This window comes from Acinetobacter equi (genome assembly GCF_001307195.1).
In the GTDB taxonomy this organism is placed as follows: Bacteria; Pseudomonadota; Gammaproteobacteria; order Pseudomonadales; family Moraxellaceae; genus Acinetobacter; species Acinetobacter equi.
Genome location: NZ_CP012808.1, coordinates 2,572,379 through 2,595,229, shown reverse-complemented (window position 1 = coordinate 2,595,229; position 22,851 = coordinate 2,572,379). Strand labels below are relative to the sequence as shown.

General features: G+C 33.8%; 19 protein-coding genes. 11 read left to right on the top strand and 8 right to left on the bottom strand.

Translation table 11 applies throughout. From position 1 onward, the window contains the following. Position 1 precedes the first annotated feature (1 nt). A complete protein-coding gene (locus tag AOY20_RS12285; RefSeq protein WP_054582136.1) occupies positions 2 to 910 on the bottom strand; it encodes a LysO family transporter in 909 nt (302 codons plus the stop codon). A gap of 301 nt (positions 911 to 1,211) precedes the next feature. On the opposite strand from AOY20_RS12285, the gene AOY20_RS12280 reads away from it, so the two are divergent. The 4 genes from AOY20_RS12280 (at position 1,212) to AOY20_RS12265 (ending at position 7,249) form a co-directional block, all read left to right on the top strand. Then, on the top strand, positions 1,212 to 2,219 hold the full coding sequence (locus AOY20_RS12280) for an AraC family transcriptional regulator (RefSeq protein WP_054582135.1): 1,008 nt from the start codon (positions 1,212 to 1,214) through the stop codon (positions 2,217 to 2,219). An 83-nt stretch (positions 2,220 to 2,302) separates the two neighbouring features. After that, positions 2,303 to 3,448, top strand: a complete 1,146-nt coding sequence (gene zapE, locus AOY20_RS12275; protein WP_054582134.1) for a cell division protein ZapE — start codon at positions 2,303 to 2,305, stop codon at positions 3,446 to 3,448. Positions 3,449 to 3,672: 224 nt separating this feature from the next. Continuing rightward, complete coding sequence (locus tag AOY20_RS12270; protein ID WP_054582133.1) at positions 3,673 to 4,629, top strand: Imm49 family immunity protein; 957 nt, start codon at positions 3,673 to 3,675, stop codon at positions 4,627 to 4,629. 457 nt (positions 4,630 to 5,086) lie between these two features. After that, positions 5,087 to 7,249 carry a malate synthase G gene (locus tag AOY20_RS12265; protein WP_054582132.1) on the top strand — a complete coding sequence of 721 codons (2,163 nt, stop codon included), beginning with the start codon at positions 5,087 to 5,089 and terminating at the stop codon, positions 7,247 to 7,249. A 621-nt stretch (positions 7,250 to 7,870) separates the two neighbouring features. Here the strand turns inward: AOY20_RS12265 and AOY20_RS12260 are convergent. Further along, positions 7,871 to 8,335 (bottom strand): MarR family winged helix-turn-helix transcriptional regulator, encoded by a 465-nt coding sequence (locus AOY20_RS12260; protein WP_054582131.1) that lies wholly within the window; start codon positions 8,333 to 8,335, stop codon positions 7,871 to 7,873. Positions 8,336 to 9,117: 782 nt separating this feature from the next. Between AOY20_RS12260 and AOY20_RS12255 the strand changes: the two genes are divergently transcribed. Beyond that, positions 9,118 to 10,647 (top strand): TerC family protein, encoded by a 1,530-nt coding sequence (locus AOY20_RS12255; protein ID WP_054582130.1) that lies wholly within the window; start codon positions 9,118 to 9,120, stop codon positions 10,645 to 10,647. 86 nt (positions 10,648 to 10,733) lie between these two features. Here AOY20_RS12255 and AOY20_RS12250 read toward each other — a convergent pair whose 3' ends face one another. The 3 genes from AOY20_RS12250 to brnQ all read right to left on the bottom strand — a co-directional run bounded on the left by AOY20_RS12250 (position 10,734) and on the right by brnQ (position 13,664). Next, entirely contained in the window at positions 10,734 to 11,600 is an 867-nt protein-coding gene (locus AOY20_RS12250; RefSeq protein ID WP_054582129.1) for an alpha/beta hydrolase family protein, read from the bottom strand. Positions 11,601 to 11,765: 165 nt separating this feature from the next. Further along, a complete protein-coding gene (locus tag AOY20_RS12245) occupies positions 11,766 to 12,005 on the bottom strand; it encodes a hypothetical protein (protein WP_054582128.1) in 240 nt (79 codons plus the stop codon). Between the two features lie 366 nt (positions 12,006 to 12,371). Continuing rightward, positions 12,372 to 13,664 (bottom strand): branched-chain amino acid transport system II carrier protein, encoded by a 1,293-nt coding sequence (gene brnQ / locus AOY20_RS12240; protein WP_054582127.1) that lies wholly within the window; start codon positions 13,662 to 13,664, stop codon positions 12,372 to 12,374. A 308-nt stretch (positions 13,665 to 13,972) separates the two neighbouring features. On the opposite strand from brnQ, the gene map reads away from it, so the two are divergent. Beyond that, on the top strand, positions 13,973 to 14,767 hold the full coding sequence (gene map, locus AOY20_RS12235; RefSeq protein WP_054582126.1) for a type I methionyl aminopeptidase: 795 nt from the start codon (positions 13,973 to 13,975) through the stop codon (positions 14,765 to 14,767). A gap of 129 nt (positions 14,768 to 14,896) precedes the next feature. Here map and AOY20_RS12230 read toward each other — a convergent pair whose 3' ends face one another. Further along, positions 14,897 to 15,796: a LysR substrate-binding domain-containing protein gene (locus AOY20_RS12230; RefSeq protein WP_054582125.1), complete on the bottom strand. Its 900-nt coding sequence runs from the start codon at positions 15,794 to 15,796 to the stop codon at positions 14,897 to 14,899. 231 nt (positions 15,797 to 16,027) lie between these two features. Here AOY20_RS12230 and AOY20_RS12225 point away from each other — a divergent pair, with 231 nt between their 5' ends. Further along, entirely contained in the window at positions 16,028 to 16,360 is a 333-nt protein-coding gene (locus tag AOY20_RS12225) for a hypothetical protein (protein WP_054582124.1), read from the top strand. A 60-nt stretch (positions 16,361 to 16,420) separates the two neighbouring features. Here the strand turns inward: AOY20_RS12225 and glnG are convergent, their stop codons facing one another. Further along, positions 16,421 to 17,896, bottom strand: coding sequence for a nitrogen regulation protein NR(I) (gene glnG / locus AOY20_RS12220; RefSeq protein WP_054582123.1), 1,476 nt, complete (start codon positions 17,894 to 17,896; stop codon positions 16,421 to 16,423). After that, positions 17,883 to 18,992, bottom strand: a complete 1,110-nt coding sequence (glnL, locus tag AOY20_RS12215; RefSeq protein ID WP_054582122.1) for a nitrogen regulation protein NR(II) — start codon at positions 18,990 to 18,992, stop codon at positions 17,883 to 17,885. Before glnL ends, glnG begins: the two co-directional genes overlap by 14 nt. 350 nt (positions 18,993 to 19,342) lie before the next feature. Here glnL and rimO point away from each other — a divergent pair, with 350 nt between their 5' ends. The 4 genes from rimO (at position 19,343) to uppS (ending at position 22,850) form a co-directional block, all read left to right on the top strand. Further along, positions 19,343 to 20,686, top strand: coding sequence for a 30S ribosomal protein S12 methylthiotransferase RimO (gene rimO / locus AOY20_RS12210; RefSeq protein WP_054582121.1), 1,344 nt, complete (start codon positions 19,343 to 19,345; stop codon positions 20,684 to 20,686). A gap of 45 nt (positions 20,687 to 20,731) precedes the next feature. Next, positions 20,732 to 21,460, top strand: a complete 729-nt coding sequence (pyrH, locus tag AOY20_RS12205; RefSeq protein ID WP_054582120.1) for a UMP kinase — start codon at positions 20,732 to 20,734, stop codon at positions 21,458 to 21,460. Positions 21,461 to 21,537: 77 nt separating this feature from the next. After that, positions 21,538 to 22,092 carry a ribosome recycling factor gene (gene frr / locus AOY20_RS12200; RefSeq protein WP_054582119.1) on the top strand — a complete coding sequence of 185 codons (555 nt, stop codon included), beginning with the start codon at positions 21,538 to 21,540 and terminating at the stop codon, positions 22,090 to 22,092. Between the two features lie 5 nt (positions 22,093 to 22,097). Next, complete coding sequence (gene uppS, locus AOY20_RS12195; protein WP_054582118.1) at positions 22,098 to 22,850, top strand: polyprenyl diphosphate synthase; 753 nt, start codon at positions 22,098 to 22,100, stop codon at positions 22,848 to 22,850. Position 22,851: the final 1 nt, after the last annotated feature.

Below are 22,851 nucleotides of genomic sequence, written 5' to 3'. Positions count from 1 at the left end.
TTTAAAGTGCAGCCAAAATACTGACTAAAATCGGTGCGAGTAAAGATAGAATAAAACCGCTCACCATTGCATGTGGAATAAAATCATTTCCACATGCTTGTTTGACCATAGGAAGGGTTGCATCCATAGAAGTTGCTCCAGCTGCTGAAATGGCAGAACGTGGATATCGCCATCCAATTAAATACATTATTAAAATTGCGACTATTTCTCTAAATAAATCATTCATTAATGCAATACTTCCTAATTCAGCATTACGTAATTCAGTGATCACAATTCCAGTCATAGAATAAAAGCCGTAGCCTTGTGATAGCATAATTAAATCTTGAATTTTAATATTCTCAATAAAGGGTAAGCTAATAAAGGCACCAACAATCGAACCAATAATTGCACTTAATGGGACTAACATGATGCGCCAATTAATCCAAGAACGGTCAAGTGGAGAATATGCTAAATCTAAGCCAATCAAGAACATAAAAATCAGTAGTAAATACCAAGAGTTTAAGTGAATTTGGCTGTTAAATGATGCCAATATTTCTGCTGAAAAATATCCAAGGCTTAGTGTAATAAAAGCATAACTAATATTAATTAGAGATTTAATAAATAGTGAGGCAGAAACTTTTCCATGTGTAGGGCGAATACCTATACTTCTAAAAAGAATATAACAACAAGAGAATGCACCAAATGATGTACAAATTGAAAGAATAAATGCGCTTTTTAATATACGTTCAGGGTAAACAATTTGATCAATAATTTGGGCAAATTCAAATGCAATAGAAAACAATAAAATATATGAAAAATAAGGAAGCATTTTAAATGCAAGTTTTTCTATATTTGATGGTAATCGTCTTGCAAATAAAAAACCTAAAGCCAAACAAAAGAGAAGCTGAAAAATAAGCCAAATAGATTGCATTTGTTAAAGTAAATCTTAAAAAAATAATTCGAACTATATTATGCCAATTAAAAATAGGTGAGGGTAGAATTTTAGTCAATTCAGATCAATGGATTTATGATGTGTATAAAGTCTATAAAAAACCCATTTATGTAATTTAATTGTAATGACAATGTAACTATTTCAACCAAAATATTTGAAATTTATTTAAGTCATTAATTAGAATTATTAAATAAATGAACTCAATATAAAATGATATTTTAGGCAATTACTTTAAACAAGATTCTATAGTACAAATAAGAAAATTAAATTTTCTTTTATTATGAAACGTTCAACTCTTAGTCTTATGTATTTGATTCAGGGAATGTGTAATGCAGGAATTGATTTAAATGAGAAATTATCACATTTGGGATTAAAAGTTGAAGCAATTGATCCAAGTTCAATTATAAATGTACATTTGGAGCAAGAAATTCTAAATGTACTTTGTCAGCATTTTGTTGAATATGATGGGCTTAATATTGGACAACATTATACCTTGGCTGGATATGGACCATTATTAATGTTGTTGGTTTCTAGTCCAAATATTGAAACTGCATTGCAAAAAGCAGTGCAATTTTGTCGCTTAACTCATTTGGGTGGTCAATTAGAATATTCATCTATAAAAGAGCAGATCGTGATTGAGTATCATCCATTAGGATTTAATAATGAAATGGATCGGTTTATTGCACAATGTGAGGTTGCAGGAACCTTTAAATTTCTAGAAAATTTATATCAAATGATGCAGTTATCATTTCCTCAAATTTGCGTTGAATTACCTTTTAATGAGCCAAAATCACAACATGATCAAGGTGAATATCAAAAAATTTATGGGGCTAATGTACGGTTTAATTCTGACAGTGCACGATTTTGGTTAAATAAAGATATTTTGAAGGTAGAGATCCCTTCTTATGATCCCATTACATTTCATATTTACGAACAAAAATGTATAAAAGCATTGAAACGATTGTCTGAAAAAGAAAAATTCCCTAGTATTGTGCAGCGAGTAAGGGATTATTTAGTCTTGCAGCATTCAAATATGCCCACAATGGCAGAGACGGCACAGGTTTTAAAAATTCCAGAAAGAACGTTACGCCATCAATTACAGCAACATCAAACCAGTTATAAGAAAATTAGAGAGGATATAATTAAGCATAAAGCAGTAGAAATGATTGAATATAAAAAGTATTCAATTGAAATGATTTCTGAATTATTAGGTTATTCAGAACCATCAGCATTTAACCATGCTTTTAAGCGTTGGTTTGGTCAGAGTCCACGTCAGTACTTGAAATAGCCTAAGCATTATGTAAAAGTGTTATGTCGAAAAAAGAGTGAACTCCGTTATAATTGTCACAGCCGAAATTAGTATTGAAAAATATGTCAGATTTAAACGTTGAAAATACAACTTACAATCCAATGTCTCCTGCAGAGCGTTATGCTGAAGTTTTGGCATCTGGACAATTTATGCCTGATGACGCTCAAGCTCAGGCTGTTCATGAATTAGATCGTGTATGGCAGGAATTAATTCAACGCTACAAATCATCTAAGCGAGTTTTTCATCGATTTAGAAAAGTTACTTCACCGAAGGGTGTATATATGTGGGGTGGTGTAGGTCGTGGAAAAACATGGTTAATGGATCAATTTTTTGATTCAATTCCATTTAGACGTAAAACACGTATGCATTTTCATCATTTTATGCAATACGTTCATAAAGAATTAAATAAATTATCTGGGCAGCGTAATCCATTAGATACCGTGGCAGATCAAATTTATAAAGATGCAGTCGTTATTTGCTTTGATGAATTCTTTGTATCTAACGTAACGGATGCAATGATTTTAAGTGATTTATTCCAGAAACTTTTTGCACGTGGCATTACTTTGGTTGCAACTTCAAATATTGCACCTGAAGGATTATATAAAAATGGCATTCATCGTGATCGATTTTTGCCGACAATTGAATTGGTTCAAAAAAATTGTGCGATTTTAAATGTCGATGCTGGAGTAGATTATCGATTACGTGTTTTAAAACAAGCTCAATTATTTAAATCACCATTAAATGCTGAAAATGAAGCATGGATGGCAGAACGTTTTAAAGCGCTGACACAAACACAGGTTGTTTCTACATCTGCTATTCAAATTAATAATCGTATTGTAGAAACACTTGGACATACTGACGATGTTCTTTGGTGTGATTTTTCTGAATTATGCTTTAAGCCACGTAGTCCAGCAGATTTTATTGAGATTGCCAATATTTATAATACGGTGTTGGTAAGCAATGTACCAAAGTTAAATGATTTCCTTTCTGAGGGAACACGTCGTTTTATTTATTTGGTCGATGAATTTTATGATCGTGGTGTGAAACTTCTACTTACTTCAGATGATACAATCATTGAAATTTATGAAGGCGAAAGACTTGCATTTGAAATTGAGCGTACGCGTTCAAGGTTATTGGAAATGCAATCGGATGATTACTTAAACTCAGCTCATCGTCAAATTGATAAAGAAGAGTTAGTAGATCATTAATATTATTAATAAAAAAGCTCCTATTAAGGAGTTTTTTTATTTTTAATACATCTATTATGGGCTTGGATATAAAGGCAATGAAAGAGAGTATAATTTCAAAATAATTGAATAAAATAAATAAAATATCACATTACAAATAATAATTTTAATTAATGATTTTTTTTCAAAATAATAAAAGCTATATGTGATTAGCTTAATTAAATAGCAAAGGGGAAATAAACTTTATGCAAATAAATATGATGTGTGCACGACGTGAATTTAAAAATGCACAACAACGTTTTGATCATATGACAAAGGTCATAAAAAGTTACTTAAACCGTGAAGATCCTATTAGAAAAGAATCTTTACCATATATACAAGAAAGAAAAGGTAATCCTTTCGGAGCAATGTTAAACATGTCTTCCTACCTAGATGGAAATATGGCAGGCGCTTGGATTTTTAATAAAGATTTGCAAACTTTTAAAAAATTGGCCTATGTCTATTCAAAGCTCAGCATATTGAAAAGCATAGAGTCTAGTAATCCTATACCATTCTTTTTTCGTTCGGATTATAACAATGTTAAAGAACCCATGTTTCATATGTTGATGAGTGATAGTACTGAAATCAGAGATTTTTTAATTCGAAATATTGAAGAGCTTGCAAATGATACTGAAGATTTAGAAGATGAATATGATTTAAATCGTCAAATGATTTATAACACCTTGTTGATGTTGGAAGGTAAACAATTAGAGCGTTTAAAACAACGTAGTCAGAAAGTCATTGATGCTCCAACGCCAAAAATTAAGCAATTTGCGAAAGAACTTGAACTGAGAAAATATGATTTTCAATTTTATCTTGCATTTGCAGAACAAGATGTAGATGGAATGAAAAAAGCATTAGAGCCATTTTTTATTAAGAAAATTGCTCAACATGCAGCGAAGCATACACTTGTATATTATGATTTTTATTTACAGCCACAAGTTGTCATATACGCAAAATTAGCTTCAATGCATGGTTGTGATTTAGGGATCGATCATGAAATTGCACCTAAGGAACTCATTCAGTATGAGCCACTTCCTGAAGAGGAATATCAAGATATTGTTGACTTTATGAAGCCTTATAAATTTTCGTATCCTTATTCCTATTTGCAGTATTGGATTAATTACTATTTAAGAAAAACAGATCAACTTTTTCCTATATAAAAGTGATAAATTGCTATTTTAAGTTCAAGATGATTTGAGCATATTACATTTTAGAAGCTTAATGTTAATAAGATTAGGTTGATTATTCTTATGCATATGTGTAAATAATATTCAACAATATTTGAAGACTATAAGGAGTATTAAATAAAAAAGGAATATATTTGAAAATATATTAATTTTCTAATATAACAAAATGGCTATTATTCTGAAGATAATAAGGAAATTTATCTCAAAATGTACTTAAGTCTAATATGGATAATAAAAAATAGAAATACAATATCTAAAGGGTATTCATCTGAGTAATAGTCTTATCATGTTAAATACTTAGCAAGTTGTAGGTAGGTGTTGTGCTACAAAAAATGCTCATTATTTAGCAAATTGATAATCGTATTCAGGGCTGTATAAATAGGTATACTAGAATCTCTTGTATAAAAAAGTAGCAATATCAGGAAAGACAATGACTGCACGTATCCAAAAAGGCAAGTTAGCGATTGCTAAAGAACTTTACGATTTTATCGAAAATGAAGCATTACCAGGTTCTGGTTTAGACAGCGAAACATATTGGAAAAATTTTGAACAAGTCGTTGTTGATCTCAGCCCAAAAAATAAAGCACTTTTAGTAAAACGTGATGATATTCAAGCTAAAATTGATGAATGGCATCGTAATAATAAATTTGAATTAGACGCTTACAAAGCATTCTTAACTGAAATTGGCTACTTATTACCAGAAGTAGAAGACTTTCAGATTAGCACTGAAAATGTAGATGAAGAAATTGCGTTATTGGCAGGTCCTCAATTGGTTGTGCCTGTTCGAAATGCCCGTTATTGCTTAAATGCTGCAAATGCACGTTGGGGCTCTTTATATGATGCTCTTTATGGTTTTGATGTAATTCCTGAAACTGATGGTGCAGAAAAAGGTAAAGGTTATAATCCTATTCGTGGTGCTAAAGTAATTGCATTTGCAAAGAATTTTTTAGATGAAAACTTTGCATTAGTACAAGGCTCGCATGCAGAGGTAACAGCCTATACAGTTGAAAAAAACCAACTTGCGGTAAATTTAAAAGATGGATCAAAAACAACTTTAGCTAAAGAAGCACAGTTTGTGGGCTTTAATGGTAGTGAGGATAAGCCAACAGAAATTGTTCTTTTGAATAATGGATTACATGTCATTATTGAAATTGATCCTATAAATTCAATTGGTCAAACAGACTTGGCTGGTGTAAAAGATCTTGTTCTTGAATCAGCTGTAACGACAATTCAAGATTTGGAAGATTCAATTGCAGCTGTTGATGCTGAAGAAAAAGTGGAAGGCTATCGCAACTGGCTAGGCTTGATGCGCGGTACGCTTGAAGAATCTATTGAGAAAAATGGTAAAACAGTTACTCGTAAATTAAATGAAGATCGCACATGTAAGAACTTAATAGGTGGTACAACTACATTGCATGGTCGTTCATTAATGTTGCTTCGTAATGTTGGTCATTTAATGACAAATCCTGCAATCTTAGTAGATGGTCAAGAAATCTATGAAGGCATCATGGATGCACTTATTACACCATTGTTAACGATTGCTGACATTCGCGGTGAAAATACAATTAAGAACTCTCGAAAAGGTTCAATGTATATTGTTAAGCCTAAAATGCATGGTCCTGAAGAAGTTGCGTTTGCTGTTGAATTATTTGAACGTGCAGAACAAGCGCTTGGCTTGCCAGCGAAAACATTAAAAATTGGGATTATGGATGAAGAGCGTCGTACATCAGTAAACTTGAAAAACTGTATTGCTCAAGCGAAAGATCGTACCATCTTTATTAACACAGGCTTTATGGATCGTACAGGTGATGAGATTCATACATTCATGGAAGCTGGACCTTTTGTTCGTAAAGGCGAAGTTAAGGGACAAAAATGGTTCCCAGCATATGAAAATCGTAATGTGATGATTGGTTTACAAGCTGGCTTACGTGGTAAAGCTCAAATTGGTAAAGGCATGTGGCCAAAACCAGATATGCTTTTAGATATGTATAACACTAAAACTGAACATCCAGAAGCTGGTGCAAGCTGTGCTTGGGTTCCATCACCATCAGGTGCTGTAATTCATGCAATTCACTATCATCAAATTAATGTGGCAAATCGTCAGCAAGAATTACTTGCGACTGAAGCGTTAGCTTTAGATGATCTGTTAACACCTCCGTTAGCAACAGATACAAATTGGAGCGAAGAGGAAAAAACCAAAGAATTGGAAAATAACTGCCAAGGCATTTTAGGTTATGTTGTTCGTTGGGTTGATTTAGGGATAGGTTGTTCTAAAGTACCAGACATTAATGATGTCGGTTTAATGGAAGACCGTGCAACATTGCGTATTTCTTCTCAGCACGTTGCAAACTGGTTACGTCATGGTGTTGTTACTAAAGTACAAGTTGAAGAAGTCTTGAAGCGTATGGCGAAAATTGTGGATGAGCAAAATGCAAATGATCCACTTTATACTGCAATGGCGCCTAATTTTGATGGTTATGCTTTTCAGGCAGCATCTGATTTGATCTTTAAAGGCGGTGAGCAACCTTCAGGTTATACTGAACCATTATTACATGCTGCACGTTTAAAGCTTAAAGGATATACAGGCGATTAATTTTACTTTCATGTAAAAAAAGCTCCCTTATTTAGGGAGCTTTTTTGTGAATGTTGAAATACATAAGCTGTATACGCTAATAGTGGAAATTTAAATTCATTAATATCATTGTTTTACTAAAAAATGGTTATTGTTGAATGGGGTATAATCCTATATTAAATATAATAATTCTATTTTAATAATATTATTATTTTAAAAAATAAATACTTATGTTTGTTATTGGGTATTAACTGGTTTTGAATGTCTAAAAATTACATTATTTTTATGTAGATAAGTAATTCTTTAAAATGATAAATTAGTCATATTATTCTCTTAAAATGACTTTTAATATGGATAATGATTGTGTATAATATGCACAGAAATAAACCTTATTTGATTAATTAAAGTTTTAGTCAATTAATGATGTTTGTTACATTTTAATTACATTAAAATTGTTGTTAGTACAGTAGGTTACTGAGTAGAATTAGCATAACGGATATGTGAAGAATATTGTTTTATGGTTTACGAGCATAATCCATTGCAATATTTTATAAAAAAGCAGTTATTTAAATTGAATATTAAAGTGAGCTCAATACTGTAAATATTCAACAAATAACTGCTTCGTTATTAATTTGAGAGTGATTAGCGTGAAATATTTTTAAAAATATGTCTTAAACACTCTGTCATTTTTTCAATTTGGAGTGGAGTTAATCCATCAAAAGATTGTTCTAATACAACAGATGTTAGGTCATTGATTTTTATAGTCATTTCATCTCCTTTTTCTGTAAGAATAACACGAGTAATGCGGTGGTCATCTTCACAAGAATAAGTATCAACTAATCCTTCATCTTTAAGGCGATAGACAATCTTTGTTGTTGTCGACATTTTTGAAACAACCATATCTGATAAATCTGATACGCTTGCATTTGGTTTTTGTTTTAGTGCGAGGAGGATGCGTCTGCGAGAGCTATCTAATCCGAATTTCTTTAAAACATGATCTACATTTTGAACATGTTGTGAATAAACTTGAGTTATCCAGAAAAAAGGAAACTGTTCTAAAGAGAAATCTTCGGAAGATGGCAAAAATTTAGAATATTTTTTACTCATTTATAAAATGTCCTTAAATTAAAAGAATTGTTGTTTAATTGTAATTTACGAGCACTTTATATTTTATGTGAAAAGATATGGTATATGCAAGCGTTTAATTTTTCTACATTTAACCAGAATATATCCTTTTCTTGTTTTTTTTATAACCAATTTGCAGTTTTTTAATAAATATAAATCTAAGTTACCTTTTTATCTTTATGAAATATTTATAATCTTTAAAATTATCGATTTTTTATAATTTGTGCATATTCAACTAAAATTATTTGGTTTAAATAATGTTAATAATTTGTCAATAATCGAAAATATTGAGAATTACTTTTATTTAGATGCTCTATGTGGATTTTAATTAAAAGTGATTTTTTTTGAGGGTATTATTTTTAAAGATAAAAGAGTTTGTTTTCAATCATATTTAACAAATGACTACAATAAAAATGACTAAGTTTTGAATCGTAAGATATGTTGATTTTTTTATAAGTCTTATTGCATTATAAAGTTAAAAATAAAGAAAATTATGTAAATTTATTATAGTAGAATTATTAAGTAATGATAAATAATGTATCTTTCCTTATCTAACTTGATTATTTATGACTTATTATTTTTTGTTTGTGATTTTGATGAATTTTTGATTAAAAATAAAAATTATAAAAAGGGGTTAACAACTAGCAAAGTTTGTGCATAATTAAAGTGATTAAAGTTGAATAGGTTAAATGTATGGATCCCTCGCCGAGCGTAGGTCTAAAAAAACAATTTCTAGTTAACATATATGCTGGAGTTAAGAATTAATGGAGTTTCTTCTTGATCCTGGTATATGGGTTGGTCTTATAACACTTATTATTTTAGAAATTGTACTTGGAATTGATAATTTAGTTTTTATTGCAATTCTTGCAGATAAATTACCCCCAGAACAAAGAGATAAAGCACGTGTTGTAGGGTTGTCATTAGCCTTGATAATGCGCTTAGGTTTATTGTTTGCAATTTCTTGGTTAGTCACATTGACTAGGCCTCTTATTGAAATATTTGGTTTGATTTTTTCTGGTCGAGATTTAATCCTGTTATTTGGTGGCTTATTCCTTTTGTATAAAGCTGTGACTGAATTACATGAAAAAATCGAAGGGAAGCCTGAAATTAAAGTTGCATCGAATATTGTGTATGCAAGTTTTGCAGCAGTTGTTGCGCAAATTGTTGTTTTAGATGCTGTCTTTTCGCTAGACTCAGTTATTACTGCCATTGGTATGGTGGATAATATCTATGTCATGATGGTTGCAATGGTTGTTGCAATGGTGGTGATGTTACTTGCATCTAAGTCATTAACGGCTTTTGTTAATCGCCATCCTACAGTGGTTATTCTGTGTTTAAGCTTCCTATTGATGATTGGTATTAGCTTAATTGCCGAAGGTTTTGGATTCCATATTCCTAAGGGATATATTTATTCAGGTATTGGTGTTGCTATTTTGATTGAAGCATTCAATCAATTTACTAAACGCAATGTTGCTAAACATGAATCAAAAACTCCGTTAAGACATCGTACAGCAGATTCTATTTTGCGCCTTATGGGATCAAAGATTCAGACTGAGGGTGTGATGGAGCATTCAGAAGCAAAAGAAACATTTGCTGATGAAGAGCGTTATATGATTGGTGGTGTGTTAACACTTGCTGAGCGTTCAGTTGCATCTATTATGACTCCGCGAAATCAAATTTCATGGGTAGATTTGGATGATACGCCAGAACAAATTCGTGAAAAGATACTTTCTGTACCACATAGCTTGTTTCCAGTGTGTCGTGGTAGCTTAGATAAGGTTATTAGCATTGTTCGAGCAAAAGAACTGTTAGATGTTGTGGATGAACCTGAAGAGCTAAAAGCTTTAATGAAGCAGCAACGTCCAATTTACATCTTTGAGAAAATGAAAGTCATTGATGCTATTAATACATTGCGTTCATCAAAAGGTTCACTTGTATTAGTGAGTGATGAATTTGGTAATGTACAAGGCTTAATTTCACCATTAGATGTGTTTGAGGCAATTGCAGGTGAATTCCCTGATGCTGATGAGCAGTTGGATTTGGTTAAAATTGATGATAACACATGGAAAGCATCGGGAATGCTTGATGTGTATCAATTGGAACTTGAGTTGGAAATGCTTGATCTAGTAGAGGATGATGCTGGTTATATTAGCTTAGCTGGATTAATTCTTGATAAAACTCAAGGTGAAGTACAAGTTGGTACTCAATTAGATTATCAAAATGTTCACTTTGAGGTTACTGAGTTAGATGGTAATCGAATTAAGACGGTTTTGATTAAGCGTTATCTCATCTAAATAAAATTTTAGTTTGTACTTAAAAAGAGCTCTTTATAGAGCTCTTTTTTATTGTCATTTTCTAGATTATAAAGCTATTTAAATACTTAATTGTAAAGTTGTTCTTCAATAGTTGGCCATATGTTTTTATGTGTGCTTTTAAACATGAGCATATGTCCAATGCGTGATTGCTTAAAAGTTTTCGGATTGAGTTCAATAATAGTTTTAGGCGCATTTGGATAAAGTCGTAATAAGTCATCTACATTGGTTTTTGTTGCAATTTCATCATCGGAAGCCCAAATTGCAATGATTGGTTGTGTGATATTTTTATGAAAATTTTGTTCTTCTTTTAAGGATTTTCCTAAAGCATTAATAACATAGCCGGGTTTTTTACAAAACTCAGCCCATTGTTTGGCAACATTTTTAGGTAGGTTTTCTCCCATACCAATTGCTTTGGTTGGTCCATATCCTAGGGTGTATCTAGCTACGGTAAAAATACCTTGGAACATGATTGGTGCAAGTATTTTGGTACGACCTTTTAAACCTTTAATATGACCAGAAGATCCTGATACTGCAATAATTTTGGCAATTTTTTGATAATGGGGAATAATGCCTGTTAATTGTCCACCTGCACTATGACCGAGCAAAATAACTTTTTCTGCATCTGTAAGTGAGAGTAATTTGTCTATGGCTGCGGGAAGATCAAGTTGAGCCCATTGTAGAATATTGGCTTCTGAATCTTTGAGTGGACAGTGAAGTGATTTCCCTATACCTCTAAAATCAAAACTAAGAACATTAAAGCCTTGTGTTGAAAGCCATGTTGCAAAAGAGTGATAAAAGTCTGTTGTAATGCCTGTTGCGGGTGCAATAAGAATAGGGGTGTTGTGTTTTATTTGGTTCTGAGATGGATAGAATATGCCAAAAATTGAGTAATTGTCTGAGCATATTATTTCAATAGATTGATGATTTTCCATAAGAAGCAGACTTATATGGTGAAATTACGAATAATTTAGAGGAGTGAGCTTTGGAAATATATTTATTTTTTTGGACGTTTGAGTCAGTTGGAGTTTTATTATGAATATTTTTGGGAAATTTCATTAAAATGACTAATTCCAAATGGATGACGAGCATCCATCTGGCTAATCAACGTGTTGTGATTTTTGGAATTTACGACATCTATGGTCGACTAAATTCCATAATGCAAAAGCTAAAGATAAAATAAATGCATATAAGAAAAATTCTGGCTTTAGGTTGCCTTGTAGCATGCCATGAAGCGTTAGAATAACCATTAAAGCAATGGTAGTGCTTAAATAGGTTGTCATATGTTTAGTCTTCAGAGAGTTAATGAAGACTTGCTTATTGAAATGTATTGATGACATCTCCACCCCTCCTTTTTGGTTTCCTATCCCTAAAACAAAGTGTTTTAGTCTGAAATAGGACTGCCAAGTGTATCACGAAATATCCTATATTTCAAATTATGATTATTTCATTTTCTTAGTGAATATAAATGAAATTCAGATAGCTATAACATGCTATATCATTCTTTTGATCAAAGAATAGTTTTAATAAAGCATAATTTATGCCATGTATATAGGATAAAAGTATAAGGATGGAGCTTTGAGTAATTGGAGATGATGTAGTGATTGATGGCAATAAAAGCTTGTTTGGGTAAAACGAAGCAATTATTGGCGATATAAAATTCAATTTGGATAAAATTTAATTTTAACTATTTGTTAAATCAGGGATTACTGTTTAACTTTATCAATCACGATACAAATAATAAGAACAATACATGATGGAATTAACCATGCTAAGTTTTGCGCACTTAAAGGTAGATGTGTAGCAAAATTTGGTAAAAATTGTTCTAATCCAGCAACTTTTAAACCATCAATAATACCGAAAACCAAAGAAATTGCAGTTACAGGAGCAATAACGCGTGATGGATTATTGAAGCATTTCCAGAAAAAACCAAGAAGAATAACAACAATTGCAGGTGGATAAATTGCACTTAAAACAGGTACAGATACTGCAATGAGTTTGGTTAATCCTAAGTTTGAAATAACGAGAGAGAAGCCAACAAGAATAAACACAAAAACTTTATAAGGAATTTTTGTGAGTGTAGAGAAGTATTCAGCACATGCACATGTTAAGCCAATAGCTGTAACCATACATGCAATAAATATCATTGCAGATAAGAAATATGCTCCCATATCTCCAAAAGCATGTTGCACATAAGCATGGAGAATGATCGCGCCATTTGCTGCATTTGGTGCGTATTCATGACTGCCCATACCAAGCTTGAATAAGCTTAAATATACGAGGGTTAAGCCAATGCCTGAAATAATACTTGCAATAACTGCATATTTTGTGATGAGTTTTTTATCGGTGACACCACGTGATGTAATCGCACGAACAATCACAATACCAAAAACAAGTGCACCCAATGTATCCATGGTTAAATAACCATTTACGATACCTTCTGAAACTGGACTTGTTACATAGTTGTTGATAGCGGGCGGTACAATGCCAGCAGGAATGAAAACAGCAGAAACACCAAGAATAATTAATGCAATAATTTTTAAAGGTGATAGGAAATAGCCAACAGTGTCTAAAATTTTGTTTGGATACAAAGATACTAGCGTAACAATTGCAAAATAAACAATACTATAACTGAGTAAGCTACTTGATGAATCACCAAAATAAGATGAAAAGCCAATTTCATATGACACGGTTGCTGTACGAGGTGTTGCAAACAATGGACCAACAGCCAAATAGCAGACAACAGTAAGAATGATACTAGCAACTTTTCCAAGTGGTGAACTAAGGATCTGAATAGAACCTTCAACACGTGATAAAGCAATAATGGTAATGACAGGTAAGCCAACTGCAGTGATAAGAAAGCCTAAAGCAGCTAACCAGACATGTTCACCAGCTTGCTGTGCAACGATAGGTGGGAAAATAATATTACCTGCACCAATGAAGAGTGCAAAGGTCATAAAACCTAAAGCAATAATATCCCGAGTACGTAAATTCGTCATGTTGGGAGATTGGTTAACAAAAAAGAAAGCGATTTTAGTGGAATGAGTATTTTTTTTCTAATCTATTTAGTGACCAAGTTGGTGAAAATGTAAAATAAATTTTAATAAATGGTATTAAAATATTTTATAAATATATATCTTGTTGATATATAATAAAATATATAACAATTTAATAATTTTGTTTTTTTGAGGGGGAGGTTGGTTGTTGGAAAAATATTCATTCTGGTGTTGTTGAGTTCTTAAGCTTTTCTGCTTATTGAGTAAAATGGGGGTATAATGCTGTAGTTTTGAACTTAGGGTGACAAAAAATGAGAGCTTCCACTGTTAAAATTAAAACTGAGCAAGATATTGAAAAATTACGAATTTCAGGGCGTCTTGCAGCTAAAGTTTTAGAAATGATAGGGGAGTATATCAAGCCAGGTGTCACGACAGAATATTTAGATAATGTTTGTAATGATTATATTGTGAATACATTAGGCGTTATTCCTGCAAATATTGGCTATTATGGATATACAAAAACAACATGTATTTCTCGTAATGAGGTTGTTTGTCACGGAATTCCATCTCAAAATATTGTTTTAGAAGATGGAGATATTATTAATATTGATGTCGCAATTATAAAAGATGGGTATTTTGGTGATACTAGTCGTATGTATTATGTTGGTAGTGTTTCACCTGCTGCAAAAAAACTATGTGATACAACCTATGAAGCGATGGTGGCAGGTATTCATGCAGTAAAACCAGGTGCAACTTTGGGTGATGTAGGATATGCAATTCAGTCTGTTGCACATAGAGAAGGTTATACTGTAGTACGTGAGTATTGTGGGCATGGTATTGGTAAAATTTATCATGAAGCACCAAGTGTTTTACATTATGGAACACCAGGTCAGGGGTTAGAGTTAAAAGAAGGTATGGTTTTTACAATAGAACCAATGATTAATGCAGGAAAAGCCGCAGTTAAAGAGTTAAGTGATGGTTGGACAGTCGTGACAAAAGATAAATCATTATCTGCTCAATGGGAGCATATGGTGTTAGTTACAGCGACTGGTTTTGAAGTACTTACACCTTGGCCTGAAGGTACTGGTGATTATTTAGATATTTAGATTTTATTGGAAAATTGAAGCATGATAATCAAGGCATGCTTCTTTTAAGTTTTAGGCAAATTATTATGTATTTTGGAGTACATAATGTTTGCCTTTTTTATTTGATGTAAAAATAATACTTGGAGGAGATCAAGGAATACTGAGCTTTTTTACTAGGTAATCTATAAAAATGCGTACCGCAGGTAAAATTCCACGTTTAGATGGATAGACGAGATGGAAAATACCGTGAGGTGCTTTCCATTCGGGCAGAATTTTTACAAACTTTCCATCATCAATATATTGTTGTGCAATGGTATCTGGAAGTAAAGCAATACCGCAATTTTGACTCACTAAGTCTGCGACCATATGTAGGTCTGATGCCATGACAATCGGGGAAATTTTGACTTTTTTAGCATGGTTTAGTTTGTCATAAACAATAATATTTTGTTCAGTATTATCTTCACGCATACTGAGAATACGATGATGAGTTAAATCATCAGGTTGTTTTACATTACCATGTTCATTTAAATAAGCTTGGGTTGTGTACAGATGTTCTTCTATTTTTGCTAAGCGACGAATAATTAAATTTGGGTCATCATCAAGATTAGATCTGACACGTAAAGCAATATCAATTCCTTCATTGATAATATCGACACGACGATTTGTAATCATCATTTGAATTTTGATTTCAGGATATTGTTTTAAGAATTCAGGTAAAATTTCAGCAACAGTTTTTTGTGCGATGGTCATTGGAATACTGATTTTAATGGTTCCGCGCGGTTCAGTACTTAAGTGGTCGACAAGGTCTTGTGCTGATTGTGCTGCATTAACCATGACTTGAGCATGACGATATACGTTCATCCCCACATCTGTAACAGCAAAATGTCTAGAGCTTCTTTGAATGAGGCGAACACCTAGTTTTTCTTCTAAATTATAAACTCTACGGCTTAATTTTGATTTAGGGATGTCTGTTGCGCGTTCAGCAGCACTAAAGCCTCCATGCTCAACGACCATTGCAAAACAGTAGAAATCATCTAAATCTGAAAGCATGCATTATTTCCAAAGTTGATCTAATTATTAAATTAGAGAGCGAACGTTTTATAATGTCAAATTTTATTAGAACGTGATGATAATTGATATAAAAATTTTGATATAAATCGAAATGATTAATCTATTCTCATGATATTGATGTGTAGTAAATGAAAGGTATAAAAATAGAAAGAAGATAAGCTTTTTATTTTTTGTTAATATTATATTAATAGTTTTTTTATTGAATTTTGTATGGCTTTTCAGATTATAAAATTAGATTTACAAGCAATAGATGATATTGCTTGTCCATATTGCCAGCATGTGGTTGTTGACTGGTTAAATGAACAATATATACAACCGTGTGAACACGTTCTTTTTATTGCAATGGATATTGGTTTTGAATATATAACAGATGAATTTGAATGTACTATGCGTCGAAGTGTTGATGATCTGCATGCAAATGATGATACTGTTAATATGCTAGATGAAATTAAGTCTGCAAATTATTCTGATTTTATTGTGACTCAATCTGATTTAGGTGTTGAAGGTTATTCGCGTTATATCGGTTTTTGTGCGTCTATTTAATTAATACTTTAAAAGTAAGTGGAAATATAAAAAGCTCCTTTAAAGGAGCTTTTTAATGATTTAATTTTCTAATTCTTCTTCGACATCATCATCGGTTGATTCCATGCCAAGTTCTTTGAGTTTTCGGGTTAGTGTATTTCGCCCCCAACCAAGAAGTTCTGCGGCATGTCTTTTACGACCTCGTGTTTGTTGGAGTGCGGCATTAATTAATGTGCGCTCGAACATTGGGGTTGCGATATCAAGAAGTTTCATTTCACCATTTTGAAGTTTTTGAACAGCCCATTTACTTAATAGTTCATCCCAATGGTGAATTGAGATTTGCTCTAAATTCGGTAATGGGTGATTACCATTAGTTTTACTTAAGGGGATTTGTTTTAACTCTGATGGTAAATCTTCAGGATAAACTTCACGACCAGTGATCATTACAGTTAGCCAACGACAGGTATTTTCTAGTTGGCGAACATTACCTGGCCATGGCAAAAGTTGTATATATTCTTGAGTTTCTGGGCGTAAAATTTTTGGACTAACGCCCAATTCTTTTCCTGCACGCGCTAAGAAGTGTTGAGCGAGCATGGGAATGTCTTCGCTACGATGTGCAAGTTTAGGAATGTGAATTCGAATCACATTTAAGCGATGATATAGATCTTCGCGGAAACGACCATCATGTACAAGTTTTTCTAAGTCCTGATGTGTGGCTGCAACAATGCGAACATCTACACGAACAGGAATATGTCCACCCACACGGTAGAATTCACCATCTGCTAAAACACGCAGTAAACGTGTTTGGGTTTCAAATGGCATGTCCCCAATTTCATCTAGAAATAATGTGCCACCATTTGCCTGTTCAAAGCGCCCTTGACGCTGAGTATTTGCACCAGTGAATGCGCCTTTTTCATGTCCAAATAGCTCTGTTTCAATAAGGTCTTTTGGAATGGCAGCCATATTAAGTGCAATAAATGGTTTGCTGCTACGTGGGGAATGGCGATGCAATGCATGTGCAACGAGTTCTTTACCTGTACCTGATTCACCATTAATTAAAACAGTGATATGTGATTGTGATAAACGACCTATTGCTCGGAACACTTCCTGCATTGCAGGGGATTCACCAATAATCTCTGTTGATTGAATGGTAGGTGGTACTTTTGCTGATTCTTGTTGTTGTAGTTTTGTGATATGCAAAATTGCACGATTAACTAATGCAAGAGCTTCATCAATATCGAAAGGTTTGGGTAGATATTCAAAAGCACCTGTTTGATAACTAGATACTGCAGATTCTAGATCTGAGTGAGCAGTCATAATAATTACAGGTAAGTCTGGGTAGTTGCTTTTGACTTTACCGAGGAAAGTCAAACCATCAATTCCAGGCATGCGAATGTCAGTTAAAATAACATCGGGTGCATCGCTATTAAGCTGATCTAAGGCAGATTGAGCCTCTTCGAAACTTGTAACATCAAATCCTTCTTCTTTAAAGGTCTTTTCAAGCACCCAACGCATGGCGCGATCATCATCAATGACCCATATTTTATTTCGCGACATGATCTGACTCCCAAGGTAAATATAAGCTAAAGACTGTTTTTCCTGGAACTGATTGGCATTCAATCATTCCGTTATGTTGATGCATAATATTTTGAGCAATACTTAAACCAAGCCCAGTTCCTTTGGCTCTACCAGTAACAAGTGGGTAGAAAACTGACTCAATAATTTCTTCTGGAACGCCTGGACCATTATCTTCAATGTCAATTCGAACAGCCGAGCGATTAAGTACACTATTAATTGTAACGAGGCGTTGAATACGTGTTCTTAGAATTAATTCTGGTTGATGATCAACAAAAAACTCTTTATTTTCCATCATGGCTTGTACGGCATTTACACCAATATTAAGCATGACTTGAATAAGCTGATCTCGATCTGCATAAACATCTGGAAGGGATAAGTCATAATCTCGTGTAATTTTAATTTTCTTTTTAGTTTGATTGATAATTAATGAGCGAACGCGTTCAAGTGGTTCATGAATATTGGTTGATTTGTAGCTAGGGAGATGTCGAGAGCCAAGCATGGTATCGACTAATTTTCTTAAACGATCAACTTCACTAATGATAATGTCTGTGAATTCTTTATATTCAGGATCATTTAGGCTACGAGCAAGAAGTTGTGTAGCACCACGAATTCCACCTAATGGGTTTTTAATCTCATGGGCAACACCACGTATAAGCTGACGTGCCACTTGATGTTGTTGAATAAGGTTTTCTTCTTTTGATATTTTTAAACGACGATCAATTGGATTGAGTTCAATCAAAATTAAAGGATGATAAGGTCTGCTGTAATTCAATAGTGATACCGTGTAATCCACATGAATATCTTTGAAATTGACATTTATTGTTGCGTCACGTCGCGTATAGGGTTGAGAAGTTTCTAAGGTGTTTTTTAATGCTTCTTCAGTATTAAATTCATCACTTGGCGCATGCAGTAAATTTAATACAGGCATACCTGAAGCACGTAATAAGCTAATATCAAACAGTGCTTCACATGAAGAGTTGAGATAAAAGATATTTAAATCACGATCGACTAATAGAATTGCAGTCGCAAGATTATCCACTAATAGTCGATAGTCGATTGCAGGGGTGTGATCCATTAACTAGAACTTCCTGTATTAAAAAAATGCAATGGCATTCTCATAAAGCAATATATCTCATGGTAAAGAGTATTATTGATCCACTTTAAAGCAAGATGCACGCCAACTTTATAATTTGGCTGTAATATAGTGTTGCTATATGGAGAAATGCCCTTAAATTGTTCTATAAAAGAAACATATAGCGGATACGAATTCTAATGTAAAGTATTGGTGCACAAAAATGGTGCATTGATAAATATATAGTTAATTTATGGTCGTATTTTGGTGCGTTATACAAAGAGTAGCCAATTCAACTATTTTTATTTTGCGAAAAGTCATACAATACGCCCATTCTAGTGGAGCGCAGATTCATGAAGTCCCCCAAAGTCGGTTTTGTATCTTTAGGTTGTCCTAAGGCATTGGTAGATTCTGAACGAATTTTAACTCAGCTAAAGACTGAAGGTTATGATGTAGCATCAGATTATGATGGTGCAGATTTAGTCGTTGTTAACACCTGTGGTTTTATTGAATCTGCAGTACAAGAGTCTTTAGATGCCATTGGCGAAGCAATGAGTGCTAATGGTCGAGTAATCGTAACAGGTTGCTTAGGTAAAGATGAAGATAAAATTCGTCAAATGCACCCTAATGTTTTAAAAGTAACAGGGGCAGCAGCCTATCAGGAAGTGATGGAAGCCGTGCACCAATACGTGCCTGAGCCACCTAAACACAATCCTTTTATTGATCTTGTTCCAGAACAAGGTGTTCGGTTAACGCCAAAACATTATGCATATTTGAAAATTTCGGAAGGTTGTAACCATCGTTGCACATTCTGTATTATTCCAAGCATGCGTGGTGATTTAGTATCTCGTCCAGTGGGTTCTGTGTTAAGTGAAGCACAGGCACTTAAAAAAGCAGGTGTGAAAGAAGTTCTCGTAATTTCACAAGACACTTCTGCTTACGGTGTAGATACGAAGTACAAGTTAGATTTCTGGAATGGTCAGCCAGTAAAAACTAAATTCTTTGACATGTGTGAAGCTTTAGGGCAATTGGGTATATGGGTGCGTTTGCATTATGTATATCCGTATCCACATGTTGATGCTGTTATTGATTTAATGGCTCAAGGGAAAATTTTGCCGTATTTGGATATTCCATTCCAACATGCAAGCCCGAAAATCCTTAAATTAATGAAACGACCAGCACATAGTGAAAATACACTTGAACGCTTAAAATTATGGCGTGAGAAGTGTCCAGAGTTGGTTATTCGTTCAACATTCGTTGTAGGTTTCCCTGGTGAAACTGAAGAAGATTTTGAAATCTTACTTGAATGGTTGAAAGAAGCTCAACTTGATCGCGTAGGTTGCTTTACATATTCACCAGTTGAAGGTGCTACTGCAAATGACTTGCCTGATCATGTGCCTGAGGAAGTAAAGCAAGAGCGTTATGAACGCTTTATGCAAGTTCAACAAGAGATTTCTGCAGCTAAATTGCAAAAACGTATTGGTCAGACGATGACTGTACTTGTAGATGACCTTGAAGAAGAATTCCCAGTTGCAGTGGCACGTTCTTATGCGGATGCACCTGAAATTGACGGTAATGTGTTTGTGGAAGATATTGATAAATCTCAAATCAAAGCAGGCGATTTACTTGAAGTCGAAATTACTGATGCCGACGAATATGATTTATTTGCAAAATTAATTCGTATCAAATCAGTGTAAAAATAAAAGTTATCCATCAGATTTAGGTAAATTGGAGTTTTGATCATGTTAGATTCTAAAAAGCCACGTTATGCACGTATCTTATTAAAACTTTCTGGTGAAGCACTTGCTGGAAATAAAGAAATGGGGATTGATGCGCAAGTACTCGATCAAATGTCTTTAGCAATTGCTCACTTAGTGGGGTTAGGTGTTCAAGTAGGTATTGTTGTTGGTGGTGGTAACCTTTATCGTGGTAGCCAATTACAAAAAGATGGATTAGTTGGTCGTGTAACTGGCGATCAAATGGGTATGCTTGCAACTGTAATGAACGGTTTGGCAATGCGAGATGCTTTAGTACGTCGTAATATTAAAACGCGTCTTATGTCTGCTTTACCAATTGGTACTGTTGTTGAGTCTTACTCAAGCCGTGATGCGATTCGTCATTTGACTCAAGGTGAAGTGTGTGTGTTTGTTGCGGGAACGGGTAATCCATTCTTCACAACAGATACAGCAGCATGCTTACGTGGTATTGAGATTGAAGCAAGCTTAATTCTCAAGGCGACTAAAGTAGATGGTGTATATAATAAAGATCCGAGCAAATATGATGATGCTGTAAAATATGAAACATTATCATTTGACCAAGTATTAGATGAAAAACTTGGTGTGATGGATTTGACAGCAATTTGCTTATGTCGTGACCATAAAGTGCCGCTTCAGGTTTTTGATATGAATAAATCTGGTGCTTTACTTTCAGTGGTTATGGGCGAAAAAGAAGGTACTCTCGTAACGAATTAATGTACGAGAGCCTTAAAGCTCTTTATACTACACATTATTTTGTAATTCATTATTTAAAATTCAGTAAGGAAGATCATATGATTAACGATCTTAAAAAAGATGGCGAACTACGCATGCAAAAGACTTTAGAGTCTTTAGAGCAAGGTTTTGCAAAAGTTCGTACAGGACGTGCTCACCCATCAATTTTAAATGGGGTGATGGTTCCTTACTATGGTTCAGATGTGCCTTTAAACCAAGTAGCAAACGTGGGTGTTGAAGATTCACGTACATTAATTGTTCAGCCATTTGAACGTACAATGGTTTCGGCAATTGATAAAGCAATTCGTGAATCAGATTTGGGATTAAATCCTGTTACTGCGGATACAATTCGCGTACCACTTGCTGCATTAACTGAAGAAACACGTCGCGATATGCAAAAAGTTGCACGTTCTGAAGCAGAAAATGCAAAAGTTGCAATTCGTAACATTCGTCGTGATATTTTAGGTGATGTAAAAGCATTATTGAAAGAAAAAGAAATTTCTGAAGATGATGATCGCCGTGCAGCAGATGATGTTCAAAAAATGACGGATAAATATGTTGCAGAAGTAGACAAACGCCTTGCAGCAAAAGAAGCTGAATTGATGAAGGTCTAATATTGATGACCTTAATCGAAGATAATCAGCATCTTCCAAAACATGTTGCCATCATCATGGATGGCAACAATCGGTTTGCTAAAAAAAATCAAATGCCTAAAGGCGACGGGCACCGAGAAGGTAAAAATATTCTCGATCCAATTGTTGAATTTTGTCGGACTAAAGAGATTCAAGCACTGACGGTTTTTGCCTTTTCAAGTGAAAATTGGAACCGTCCAGAATATGAAGTGAATTTACTCATGCAGTTGTTGGAAGATACAATTCTTGAGCAAATTCCGCGTATGGAAAAATACAATATTGCGCTTCGATTTATTGGTGATCGATCTAGATTATCAACACATTTACAATCATTAATGTTGCAAGCTGAAGAAAGGACTGCTAGTTTTACGAGCATGACTTTAACGATTGCGATCAGTTATGGTGGAATGTGGGATATCGCAAATGCTGCAAAACAATTGGTAAAAGATGTGGAATGTAAGAAAATTAGTGTAGATGAAATTGATGAGCAACAATTTGCTCAATATGTTTGTCTTTCTGATTTACCGCCTGTAGATTTGCTTATTCGTACAGGTGGGGATTATCGAATTTCTAATTTTCTTCTTTGGCAAACAGCTTATGCTGAGTTGTATTTTACCGATACGTTGTGGCCTGAATTTAGTGTAGATGAAATGTCTAAAGCTTTTTCTGTTTTTTCTTCAAGAGAAAGACGATTCGGAAAAACTTCAGAGCAGATTCAGCAAGCGAAACTTGAGAATTAAT